At 44.1% G+C, this 12,024-nt stretch carries 9 protein-coding genes; 7 read left to right on the top strand and 2 right to left on the bottom strand.

Annotation, left to right across the window (positions count from 1 at the left end):
• Window positions 1-1,719, top strand: a 1,719-nt coding sequence (gene sppA / locus ACTCNA_RS09205; protein ID WP_462947615.1) for a signal peptide peptidase SppA, incomplete at its 5' end; no start/stop codon positions are given.
• Window positions 1,720-1,830: 111 nt separating this feature from the next.
• Here sppA and ACTCNA_RS09200 read toward each other — a convergent pair.
• A complete protein-coding gene (locus ACTCNA_RS09200; RefSeq protein ID WP_462947614.1) occupies window positions 1,831-2,595 on the bottom strand; it encodes a carboxypeptidase-like regulatory domain-containing protein in 765 nt (254 codons plus the stop codon).
• A 302-nt stretch (window positions 2,596-2,897) separates the two neighbouring features.
• On the opposite strand from ACTCNA_RS09200, the gene ACTCNA_RS09195 reads away from it, so the two are divergent.
• Complete coding sequence (locus ACTCNA_RS09195; RefSeq protein WP_462947613.1) at window positions 2,898-3,323, top strand: OsmC family peroxiredoxin; 426 nt, start codon at window positions 2,898-2,900, stop codon at window positions 3,321-3,323.
• 128 nt (window positions 3,324-3,451) lie between these two features.
• Here ACTCNA_RS09195 and ACTCNA_RS09190 read toward each other — a convergent pair whose 3' ends face one another.
• Window positions 3,452-6,142, bottom strand: a complete 2,691-nt coding sequence (locus ACTCNA_RS09190; protein WP_462947612.1) for a valine--tRNA ligase — start codon at window positions 6,140-6,142, stop codon at window positions 3,452-3,454.
• 187 nt (window positions 6,143-6,329) lie between these two features.
• Here ACTCNA_RS09190 and ACTCNA_RS09185 point away from each other — a divergent pair, with 187 nt between their 5' ends.
• From ACTCNA_RS09185 to ACTCNA_RS09165, 5 genes are all read left to right on the top strand, one after another.
• On the top strand, window positions 6,330-8,180 hold the full coding sequence (locus ACTCNA_RS09185; protein ID WP_462947611.1) for an LTA synthase family protein: 1,851 nt from the start codon (window positions 6,330-6,332) through the stop codon (window positions 8,178-8,180).
• Window positions 8,181-8,185: 5 nt separating this feature from the next.
• Entirely contained in the window at window positions 8,186-9,142 is a 957-nt protein-coding gene (locus ACTCNA_RS09180; RefSeq protein ID WP_462947610.1) for a diacylglycerol/lipid kinase family protein, read from the top strand.
• A gap of 84 nt (window positions 9,143-9,226) precedes the next feature.
• Entirely contained in the window at window positions 9,227-9,706 is a 480-nt protein-coding gene (locus ACTCNA_RS09175; RefSeq protein WP_462947609.1) for a nucleoside deaminase, read from the top strand.
• A gap of 94 nt (window positions 9,707-9,800) precedes the next feature.
• Window positions 9,801-10,508, top strand: coding sequence for a DUF2490 domain-containing protein (locus ACTCNA_RS09170; protein WP_462947608.1), 708 nt, complete (start codon window positions 9,801-9,803; stop codon window positions 10,506-10,508).
• Between the two features lie 5 nt (window positions 10,509-10,513).
• Window positions 10,514-12,016: a CotH kinase family protein gene (locus ACTCNA_RS09165; RefSeq protein WP_462947607.1), complete on the top strand. Its 1,503-nt coding sequence runs from the start codon at window positions 10,514-10,516 to the stop codon at window positions 12,014-12,016.
• The last annotated feature ends 8 nt before the right edge of the window (window positions 12,017-12,024 follow it).

Raw genomic sequence — 12,024 nt, 5'->3', positions numbered from 1 at the left:
TCTGCCATTGGCTTTTTTCTGTTTTTTATGGCCATTGGCATATTAGTTTCATCGACTGAAAAACAGGTTTCGGTTCAAGATAACTCCATGCTCGTTATTAATTTAGAACGCCAAATTGTGGACAGGGCACCCAATGACCCGTTTGAGGATCTGGAAATTCCGGGGTTCACCCAAATTAAAAGAATTGGGCTGGACCAAATTCAGCAATCGCTTGAAAAAGCTGTTTATGATGACCGGATAAAAGGGGTTTACCTGAAATTATCGATGACTAACGGCGGCATGGGCTCGGTTGAAGAAATCAGAAACATGCTGGTTGCTTTTAAAGACAGTTGCGACAAGCCGGTTTATGCCTATGGAAATACGTACGATCAAAAAGCTTACTATTTATCGACCGTTGCCGACAATATTGTTGTCCATCCAATGGGAACTCTTGATTTCAGGGGGCTCGGCGGAGAGATGATGTTTTTCACCAACATGCTCGAAAAAGTAGGCGTTGACATGCAAATCATTCGTCATGGTAAATTTAAAGCAGCTGTTGAACCGTTCATGCTCGAAAAAATGAGCGAAGAAAACCGCGAACAGCAACTCACCTACATGGGCAGCTTGTGGAATCACATGCTGAAGGGAATTTCGGAAAAAAGAAATATTTCGGTTGAAGAACTAAATGCATTGGCCGACGAAGTTCAAACCCTGAAAAAGGGAGATGACATTGTTGAAACCGGGTTGGTGGATGCTGCCAAATACAAAGATGAAGTACTCGACGACCTCCGGGAAATAACCGGGATTAAAGCCGGCAAGGGTGTTCCAGTTGTTGAAGCCGGGAAATATGCCAGTGTCGAGGTTTCTGGGAAAAGCAAACCATTCAGCCGTAACAAAATGGCTGTGATTTATGCCAGCGGCGATATTGGGACCTCGATGGGCGGCGAAGTAATAATTGGCGAGAAAATTGGCCGCGAAATTCGCAAGGCCCGACAGGACAGTAGTTACAAAGCAATTGTGTTAAGAGTTAACTCACCCGGTGGCAGTGTTTTTGATTCGGAAGTGATTTGGCGCGAAGTAAAACTGGCCGCCGAAGAAAAAGCAATGGTGGTATCGTTTGGCGATGTGGCTGCATCGGGAGGATACTATATTTCCTGCCCTGCCGACCAGATTGTGGCTCATCCGAACACAATAACCGGTTCTATCGGCATTTTCGGAATGATTCCTGAATTCAGTGAACTACTGAACGAAAAAATCGGCATTTCTACCGATGTGGTTGAGACAAATGAGAACTCCAACTTCCTTTCGCTGACCCGTCCCATGACAGAATATGAGCGACAAATGATGCAGCAGAACATTGAAGATGGATACGACATTTTTATTTCGCATGTTGCCGAAGGTCGCGGAATGACAAAAGAACAAGTTGATGAAATTGGGCAGGGCCGTGTGTGGAGTGGCCAAAATGCCAAAGAAATCGGATTGATTGACGAGTTTGGCGGATTGCAGGATGCCATTGAAATAGCTGCAGAAATTGCCGGCCTGGATAATTACCGCACAGTGGCACTTCCGGAACAGCTCGATCCTTTCCAGCAAATGCTTAAAGCAGGCTCGGACAATATCAGAACCAGGTACATGAAAAACAAACTGGGTGAAAAATACCGGTATCTTGAATTCCTGGAAAAAGCATCGCAAATGAACGGAATATATGCCCGCCTGCCGTATGATTTGAATGTGAACTAAACTCAGCAGAATAATTTTGTGAAGGGCAGCCACGAATGGCACGGATGAGCACGAAAAATTAGTGTGAATTGGTGTTATTCGTGGCTGTTTTCATGAATGGCATTGGAGTTTTTATTTGTCATCCTGTATTTTCTCCTGCTTGTAAATTTCGAAGTAATAGTTAATGGAAGCCCGCACTTCGTATTCGGTTGCGGTATAGGGCAACACGTTTTGGGCATTGAACCAAATCATAAACGAATCAGCTTCGGCCTCGTTCAATCCGGTGAGTTTCATCACCACCTCTTTGTTGTAATTTTTCGAGTGCATCTCCCAATTGCGTTCCATTGCCATCGCTTCGCGCACATTGCGCTTGCGGCGCTCCCTGCCGCTAACATAATACTGCAAAAATGAAACAGGATTGAACAATGCAGCCAAAATTGGAGGTTTTTCGTTAAATGCATCCCCACGCAGTTCAGGGGCGATGTCCACTGGCTTTCCGGTTCCAAGCCCCATGTCCATGCCTGGTTTTTCACCTTTCACTTCCACCTCGCCCACAGCATAATTCACGGGATCGATGGTAAAAGTAATCACCTCCTGCCCGTTGTAGTTGTGAGGCACCCGCAACACTTTTTTCTGATAACCCACCGAGGAAACCACCAGGCTGTCGATATTGAGCATCTCGAGTGAGAAATACCCGTCGGAATTGGTAGTGGTACCGCTGTGTGTCCGGTTGTTGATAATATTGGCATACGGAACAGCAGAACTGTCGGCTGAACTGACCAGCCTCCCCTTTAAACGGATAAGAATGGGATCAACCAACAAATCATCGCTTTGTGCCTGGCCACTGAAAGCAGTAGCCACAAGCAAAATCAGTCCGATTAAAATTCCATTTCTCATGCGTTATAATAATTGGTTCCAAAAATATGGAAAAGTTTCTTCCTATTTTTGGGATAACAGTTTTTAACGGAAGTTTTAACAAGATTTAAAAGATTAGTTTTTTCCCGAACAAGGTCAAAATCCCCCGGATTGAAAACACGCAAAGCCGGATTTTCCGGCAATGGCTTTATCCAAACAGCTTTTGTCTTATTGCTGGGGCAACCTGAAAAACCAGGGAAGCCGAGAAAACCGGTTGAGAATGGGCATTTTTAAACCAACTATGAAATAAAGTGTTGTTAATACAAAATAAAAAAGTTCAAATTATGAAAATCAGAAAAGTTAAGTCGCTATGGAACGGCACCCTCAAAGGGGGCAATGGAAAAATGAATATCACGGGTTACAGCGGGCCTTTTACGTTTGCCTCGCGTTTTGAGGAAGGCAAAGGAACCAATCCCGAAGAACTGGTGGGGGCAGCTCAATCGGGCTGTTTCTCAATGTTTCTTGCCGCGCTTCTCAGCGAAGAAGGACTGGAGCCGGAAAGTATTGAAACCGAAGCCTCAGTTACTTTGGGAGAAGTTGGTGGCGGACCGGCAATTACCAATATCAAGCTGGATTCGACCGTAAAATGCGAGGGATTATCGCAGGAAAAATTTGACGAGCTTTCGCAAACTGCCAAAGAGAAATGCCCAATTTCAAGACTTTATGCCGGTGGCACAGCGTCCATTGAACTCGATGCCAAACTGGTTTAAAAAATCAAAATATTCATGAAATTGAAAAGGAGCTTAGGTAGCTCCTTTTTTTTTAACATTCATCGGATGACTTCGAGTCATCCGGAATGTTTTCTGTTTCCTCCCCCTAGGGAGGTTAGGAGGGGCCTCTATTTCAACCCCGCAATCCGTTCTTCCAGCATTTTTATATTGGCTTCGGCATCGGCCTGTTTGGCTTTTTCTTTGGCTACCACTGCTTCCGGCGCATTGTTTACAAACCGCTCGTTACTCAGTTTTTTCATTACTGAATTAAGAAAACCTTTGGCGTATTTCAATTCCTCTTCTAACTTTTTAAGTTCTTCTTCGGTATCAATCAAGCCTTCCAGCGGCACATAAAAACTGGTGGATTTTACCCGGAATGAAGCAGCGCCTTTCACTTCTTCTTCAACTGCATCGAAGGTCGAAAGATTAGCCAGCTTTCTCAAAACCGGATCGAAACCTGCTTCGTAGCCTTTATCGCCTTTCTGAACTTTGAGCTCCAGCGCATCTTTGTTAGGAATGTTTTTCTCTTTGCGGATATTGCGGATTCCCGAAATGGCTTCTTTCACATTTTCAAAAGCAACTAACATTCCGGTGTCATATTTTTTGGCTTCCGGCATTTGGCTCACCATGATGCTTTCTCCTTCTTTCCGTTCAGAAAGCAGTTGCCAGATTTCTTCAGTAATAAACGGCATAAACGGATGCATCAACCGCAGCAACTGGTCGAACAACTCAACAACTTCAGCATGCGTTTTGGCATCGATGGGTTGCTGGTAAGCCGGCTTCACAATCTCGAGCAGCCACCCTGAGAATTCATCGCGGACTGTGGTGTAAATAGTCATCAGCGCTTCCGAAATCCGAAACTGATCAAACTGACCGTTCAGCATTTCAACTACTTCGCTCATTTTATCCCGGAACCATTCAATGGCCAGTTTTGAATGTTCGGGCTGGTCGATTTCTGAAGAAACTTCCCAATTTTTCACCAGGCGGAATGCATTCCAGATTTTGGTAGCAAACCCGGATCCTTGTTGCGGCAGACTTTCATCGAATAGCAAATCGCCACCTGCTGGCGAGCAAAGCAACATGCCCACACGCACACCGTCGGCACCGTATTTGTCAATCAATCCCAGCGGATCGGGTGAGTTGCCCAATGATTTCGACATTTTCCGGCGCTGTGCATCGCGCACCATTCCCGTGAAATAAACATTCTTGAACGGGTATAAATCTTTGTATTCGTAGCCGGCAATAATCATACGTGCCACCCAAAAGAAGATGATATCGGGTGCAGTAACCAGATCAGACGACGGGTAATAATAGTTGATGTCTTTATTATTCGGTTCGCGAATTCCGTCGAATACCGAAATAGGCCACAACCAACTCGAAAACCAGGTGTCGAGCACGTCTTCATCCTGCCGGAGATCTTCGATGGTCAGTTTTGAATCGCCCGTTTTTTCTTTGGCCTGCCCGAGTGCTTCCTCTGCCGATTCGGCGCAGAAATAATTGCCGTCAGAGAAATAATACACCGGAATCTGGTGGCCCCACCACAGCTGGCGACTGATGCACCAGTCCTTGATATTGCCCATCCAGTGGCGGTAAATATTTTTGAATTTTGCCGGATAAAAACGGATGGTGTCGTTCATCACGTTTTCCAGTGCGGGTTTTACCAGTTCTTCCATTTTCAGGAACCATTGTACCGAAAGTTTGGGTTCGATGGCTACGTCGGTGCGTTCCGAATAACCCACCTTGTTGGTGTAGTCTTCAACTTTGGCGAGGTTTCCGGCCTTTTCGAGTTCGGGAACTATTTTTTCGCGCACATCGAACCGGTCTTCCCCCACAAAAATCTCGGCAGCTTCGCTCAAAGTGCCGTTGTCGTTAAAAATATCAATGGTGGGGAGGTTATGCCGCAGCCCGATTTCATAGTCGTTGATGTCGTGTGCAGGTGTAATTTTCAGGCATCCGGTTCCAAATTCCATATCCACGTATTCATCGGCGATAACCGGGATGGAACGGTTGATAAGCGGAACTAAAACACGTTTACCTATCAGGTGTTTAAAACGTTCATCTACAGGGTTTACGCAAACAGCGGTATCTCCCAAAATGGTTTCAGGCCGAGTGGTGGCGATGGTAATGAAACGGGCCCCATCCCGACCTTCCCCAAAGGGGAAGGAGTTCTCTCCCCCTTCGGGGGAGTTGGAGGGGGCCGCTTCTTCTATCTTGTATTTTAAATAATACAGTTTGCTCTGCACTTCTTTGTAAACCACTTCTTCGTCAGAAAGTGCAGTTTTAGCGGCAGGATCCCAGTTTACCATGCGCACACCTCGGTAAATGAGTCCTTTGTTAAACAGGTCAACAAAAATTTTAATCACCGATTCGCTGCGGGCTTCGTCCATAGTGAAAGCCGTGCGTTCCCAGTCGCAAGAAGCTCCCAGTTTTTTCAATTGATCCAGGATGATTCCACCGTGTTTGTGGGTCCAGTCCCAGGCATGTTTCAGAAACTCCTCACGCGAAAGATCGTACTTGTCAATTCCTTCGGTTTTCAGCTTGTTCACCACTTTCGCTTCCGTAGCAATCGAAGCGTGGTCGGTTCCCGGCACCCAGCAGGCATTTTTGCCGGTCATTCGTGCACGGCGCACCAGAATATCCTGGATGGTATTGTTCAGCATGTGCCCCATGTGCAACACGCCGGTTACGTTGGGTGGCGGAATAACAATTGTGTAAGGTTCCCGCTCATCGGGCTCCGAATGAAAAAAGTTCTGTTCAGTCCAGTATTTATACCACTTTTGCTCAACGTTGGCCGGGTTGTATTTGCTCGGAATTTCCATGTTTTTCTGATTCAGAATTCTACGTAAAAAATTTGAGGTGCAAATATAATATTAAATGTTCAGGGTTCAATGGTCTTCGCATCCATAGTTCGTGGTACAGGTTCAATAAAACAATGACAGTAACATAGAAAAAAGCAAGGCAATTTTTTATACTTTAGCAGGCTGGAATTTTTTGAGCATATTCTGAATGAAACGCATCATTACTGCATTTATTAAATACTACCTGTTTTGGGTGGTTTACTTCACCTTTTTTAAGGTGTTTTTTGTACTGTACAATTTTTCAGTCCTAAGTAATCTGCCCACTTCCGAAATTTGGGGAATTTTTCGCCATGGCATTGTTATGGATTTGTCGGTAGCTGGTTATTTAAGCCTTTTGCCGGGTGTAATTTTCGGACTTGGCTACCTGTCAACTGCCCGTTTCAGCACCAGTCTGCTGAAATATTACACCCTGTTGACAGTAATATTAATGACAGTTCTTGGCATTTCCGACAGCGGATTATACCAGCCCTGGGGAAGCCGGCTGAATGCACAACTTTTTGAATACCTGAAAACTCCTGGTGGTATTATTGCTTCGCTCTCCTGGTGGCAACTAATTCTGATTCCAATACTTTTAACCGGAATAGCCTGGGGAAGTATGTGGTTGTTTAACCGCATGTTGCAGCTGGATAAGCTGAAAACCACGCACATGAAATGGCATGGGATTCCGGTAGTTTTGCTGCTTACCACGGCACTTATCCTTCCCATTCGCGGAAGTTTAGACAGCTCGCCAATGAACCACAGCAGTGTTTATTTCAGTGAATATTTAGAAGCCAACCAAAGTGCCTACAACTATTTTTGGAACCTCATGCACAGCACTTTTCAGAACAATAAATCGAAAATGACAGTGCACTACATGGACGATACCGAAGCGGAAACCGTGGTTCGCGCCCATGACAAGCCTGCTTTAACTGCCCCGCGGCTTATTCTTCCGAAAGATGGAAAACCAACTAATATCATTCTGGTTTTGCTCGAAAGTTTTTCAAACAAAATTATTGAACCGTTCGGGGGATTACCGGGAGTTACCAACCGGCTGAATGAATTTTGTGAAGAGGGACTTGCATTTCCAAACTTTTATTCAACCGGAAACCGATCCGATAGAGGAATGTCGGCCCTTATCGGCGGATTCCCGTCAGACATGCGCCGCACCACAGCACTTGCGTTTCCTGACAGGTTGTCGCAACTCGATTACCTGCCCCGCTATTTTGCTAATATGGGGTACAACATGTCGTTTTACTACGGCGGCGATGTGAACTTTTACAACACCCGTGCTGTGATGATTGAATCCGGAATAAAAAAAATTGTGTCGAAAGAAAACTTCCCGCTCAAACTTGGGCGAAAGCAAAACTGGGGTGTCCCCGACGAATATTTGTATGCCCGTTTGTTTAATGATTTGAAAAATGAGCCGCAGCCCTTTTTTAACATGGTTTACACAATCAGCAGCCACGAGCCATTCGATATTGAAGGGTACAAAAAATTTAACGGAAACAGCGTGGAGCAAAAATATTTAAACGTGGCCGCATACGCCGACAGTTGTTTGGGCAATTTTATCGACTCGCTTAAACAAACTGATTACTGGGAAAATACGCTGGTAATTATCACGTCCGACCACACCTCGCTCCAGCCCGGACCAAGCAATATTATTGAACCATCTTCCTATAATATCCCGCTGATTATGATTGGCGGGGTAATTCCCGAACACCGGGTTTGTGAATGCTTTGGGAATCAGAATGATTTGGGACCAATGCTGCTGAAACAACTTGGCCAAAAGCACAAACCCGACATTCTTTCGAAAGATTTTCTGGTTGAAGGAGATTATGCTTTCTATTTCCGGCAAGAAGGCTGGGGATTTGTATCGCCCGAAATGGGTTGGTTTTATAACGTCAATACGAATATGCAGGATTTCTTTTACAATTATACGCCTGAAAAAACCGATTCGGTCATGCATTTTGCAAAGGCTTATGTACAATATTTACATAACGTGCCCTTCAATAAAATGTAAATACTATGGTGCAAAAAATTACCTTCATCATCAATCCTGTTGCCGGACCGCACGATAATCTCGAATACGTGGACTCGCTGAAAAAATTACTAAAAAGGAGTAATATTCCGTTTCGCACCAAAATCACAAAACATAAAAACCATGCTGCACAACTGGCTCAAAATCAAATTAAGCAAGAAGGAAATGCGGTGATTGTGTCCATTGGTGGAGACGGCACTTTTAACGAAGTGGCATCGGAATTGGTCCACAGCAAAGCTTCACTTGGACACATTCCACGCGGATCGGGAAACGGGCTGGCGAGGATGCTTGGTATTCCCGGATCGTTGAAAAAAGTGAAAACTTTCCTTGCAAACCCTACAATTCAAAAAATCGATGCAGGCAAAATCGGGGAGAAGTATTTTTTCTGCACGGCCGGATTTGGTTTCGATGCGCTAATTGCCCGGCATTTTGAAAAAAGCAACAAACGAGGGCTGAAAAGCTATGTCTTCTTCATTATAAAAAATTTCTTCCGTTTTAAAGGAGTTGAAGCCGATTTTGAACTGGATGGAGAGCAGATTTCGGGCCGTTTTTTTATAGTTACCATTGCTAACACCAACCAGTACGGCAACAATGCTTTTATTGCTCCCAAAGCTGAAATCAACGATGGTTACCTGGATGTAACCTTAATTCGTCCGTTTCCCTGGTGGTACACTCCGCTGATAACGCTGGCACTTTTTGGCAAGTGGCTGGATAAACTCCCGTATGTTGATACCCGCAAAGTGAAACACATAAAAATCAACCACGTTGATTCAACCTGTTTTCATCGCGATGGCGATGCAGACGAACTTTCATTTCCTACGAATATTTCTGTGATACCAGATGCAATACAATTACTGGTTCCCCAAAAAAATGACAGTAAAATTATTCTGAAATCACACCACTTATCGCTTCTCCAAACTACGATAACAGTTTTACTGAAATAAAAAGCAAATTATCATAAATTGAGCGCCATTTTGTTTCATTTGCTGAAAAAAGCTATCTTAAATGATTAATTCAACAGAAAAAAAATGGACAACAAGCAACACAATTCGTTTATGCAGCGGGCCATTGAGCTGGCCGAAAAAGGGATGAACAATGGATTTGGCGGACCGTTTGGCGCTGTTGTGGTGAAAGACGGGAAAATAGTTGGAGAAGGGTACAACAGCGTCATTCACAATAACGATCCCACTGCCCATGCTGAAGTGCTTGCCATCAGAGAGGCTTGTAAAAACCTCACCTCTTTTGAACTGAACGACTGCACCATTTACACTTCGTGCGAACCCTGCCCGATGTGCCTCGGGGCTATTTACTGGGCACGAATAAGTAAAGTAGTTTACGCCTGTACCAAAGAAGATGCGGCGCAAATCAGCTTCGACGATGATGATTTTTACGGGGAGATGGCAAAAGATATGGAGCACCGGAGGATTGATTTTGAAGAGCTAATGCGCGATAAAGCACTACCGCTGTTCAGCAAATGGAAAGTGAAGCCTGATAAAACAAACTATTAAAAAGGTTCGGGTTTCCAGAAAATCCGGGAGGCTGCTTTTTTTCAGTCCTTTCATTATCTTTGGATAAAAATTAACAAATCCAACGAATGAATTCATGAATATCGAATCCCTCCGCCGGCTGCTAAAATATTGTTTCATCTTAATTGTTTCTCTTTGTTTCTGGCTTCCGTCTGCCGGCCAGGAACAAAAAGTAGTGCGCGATTTGGGGCTGTGGACAGAAATCAGGCTGGAGAAAGAAGTTATTAATAATTTGGAAATCTTTTTCAGCCAGCACCTGCGACTTCATAAAAATATGACTGGATTCGACGATTACATTTCGGAAGCCGGGCTGGATTACAAAATCAATTCAAATTTCGACATTGGAACCGCCGGCCGTTACACCCGCAACAACCATTTCGACAATCTTGCCGAAAACGATTACCGCTACGATTTGTATTTCAGTTACGACACAAACATCAGTGAAAAATTAAAAATATTTGCACGGGCCAAATACCAGAAAGAATTTTACCGGTCGGGGGTTTTTAATGAATTTTTGCACTATTTTGAAACGACTTACCGCTATCGCATGAAACTGGAATTTGCAAAAGATGAGAAACACGCATTTTATGGCTCTGCCGAGTTTTTCAGGCTGGCCAAAAAATCACGCGAACCGTTTTGGGATAAATACCGCATCTGGCTGGGCGATGAAATCGCCGGGGGTTTTGGCGATTTTGATTTGGCCTGGGGAATCGAACACGAGCTGAATGCAATGAATCCCTACACCTATTTTATCCTGAAAGTGAATTATACCATTGAATTGTAGTGCGCATGAGCAGAAAGTGGCTGACATATTATCTACTCCTGTTTTTGATGATTTTTCACTCGTGCTATCTTGAAGAAACAGCGTTCGATACCGATCCTGACGATGCATTGAACCTGCCTGTTTTGCTAAAACTCGATGGTAAAATGTGTTTTTTCGATACTTCGCAAAATATGCTCCGTTACTCGCTAACAGAAGATTCATCCGACTTTTCGCCGTTTGTGGAACACAATCGCAATTCCTTACTGACATTCAACGGCAAGACTCTTGACAACAACAAAATAAATCCTTTTGGTGAAATTGAGATTGGAAAAACCTATCCGCTGACAATAGAAAATAACGGAACGCAACAGCAGTTTAAATTTGTTTTTACAAATCTTCCGGTAGTTCAAATTATTTCCGATTCCGAAATTTACGACGAGCCCAAAACACTGGCGAAAATTCAGATTACTGAGACTGAATCAGCTTCCACCTTTTCATCTTTCGCCGGTATCGAACGCCGCGGAAAGTTTTCGAAATATTTCGATAAACGCTCCATGGGATTTGCGCTTTGGAAAAATATGAACAGCATTAGCGAATATTCTGCCCCTGTTCTGGGATTTCAACCGAACAGCGACTGGATTTTGAACAGCACCGTTGTGGACCCGTCACGCATCCGCAACCTGGTTTCACTTGAAATATGGAACAATCTGCCGGGATGGGAAAATGAAGAAAATCTGAATTACACCGAAATTCATTCAAAACCGGTTGAAGTGTTTCTGAACAATAAGTTGCAGGGAATTTATATTTTTTCTGAACGAATCAATCGTGAATTTCTGGAAGCCGGCAACGAAGCGGTGCTTTACAAAGCCATCGACTGGTCGGATGGCGCAACCCGCTTCGAACGCTTCAATCCCGAGCCGTCGAACAACCGGTTCTGGAACGGATGGGAGCAGGAAATTCCCGATCCGGATGTTGCACTGAACTGGCAGCCGCTGGAAAATTTGTACGAATTGACAGTGAATAGCTCCGATGAAACATTCAAAAATATCATCTCCTCCCAAATCGATTTGGAAAATTTCATCGATTATTTCCTGCTGCTGAACCTGACTTCTGCCGGCGACAATACCGGGAAAAATATGTTCTTCTACAAAGAAAACAGCAGCGCCCCGTTTCAAATTATCCCGTGGGATTTGGACGGAGCCTGGGGAATTCGTTACGACGGAACCAGAACCGGTTATGAATCTGTTTTAACCAACCATCTCTTTGATCGGCTGGTTGAAACCAATGCCGGAAATTTGAAACAGAAGCTGAAAAACCGCTGGTTCTATCTGCGGGAAAACAATTTTTCTGAAGAACAACTAATTCGGCTTTTCGCCTACTATTTCAGCGAAATAGAAGAATCGGGGATTATCCTTCACGAAAACAGAATTTGGAATGAAAACCTCAATATAGAAAATGAACGGATGTATATTGAAAAATGGATAGAAAACCGGCTTATTTTTCTGGATAATTATTTCAGTCAGTTGTAACTTCCTTT

Source organism: Tangfeifania sp., from assembly GCF_055108615.1.
Note: the sequence above shows the minus strand (reverse complement) of the source record. Positions and strands in the feature narration are given on the sequence as shown.

What these genes read in the sequence shown, in the direction of transcription:
- ACTCNA_RS09200 (WP_462947614.1), bottom strand. Translation starts at nt 2,595, where the DNA reads ATGAGAAATGGAATTTTAATCGGACTGATTTTGCTTGTGGCTACTGCT.
- ACTCNA_RS09195 (WP_462947613.1), top strand. Translation starts at nt 2,898, where the DNA reads ATGAAAATCAGAAAAGTTAAGTCGCTATGGAACGGCACCCTCAAAGGG.
- ACTCNA_RS09190 (WP_462947612.1), bottom strand. Translation starts at nt 6,142, where the DNA reads ATGGAAATTCCGAGCAAATACAACCCGGCCAACGTTGAGCAAAAGTGG.
- ACTCNA_RS09185 (WP_462947611.1), top strand. Translation starts at nt 6,330, where the DNA reads ATGAAACGCATCATTACTGCATTTATTAAATACTACCTGTTTTGGGTG.
- ACTCNA_RS09180 (WP_462947610.1), top strand. Translation starts at nt 8,186, where the DNA reads ATGGTGCAAAAAATTACCTTCATCATCAATCCTGTTGCCGGACCGCAC.
- ACTCNA_RS09175 (WP_462947609.1), top strand. Translation starts at nt 9,227, where the DNA reads ATGGACAACAAGCAACACAATTCGTTTATGCAGCGGGCCATTGAGCTG.
- ACTCNA_RS09170 (WP_462947608.1), top strand. Translation starts at nt 9,801, where the DNA reads ATGAATATCGAATCCCTCCGCCGGCTGCTAAAATATTGTTTCATCTTA.
- ACTCNA_RS09165 (WP_462947607.1), top strand. Translation starts at nt 10,514, where the DNA reads ATGAGCAGAAAGTGGCTGACATATTATCTACTCCTGTTTTTGATGATT.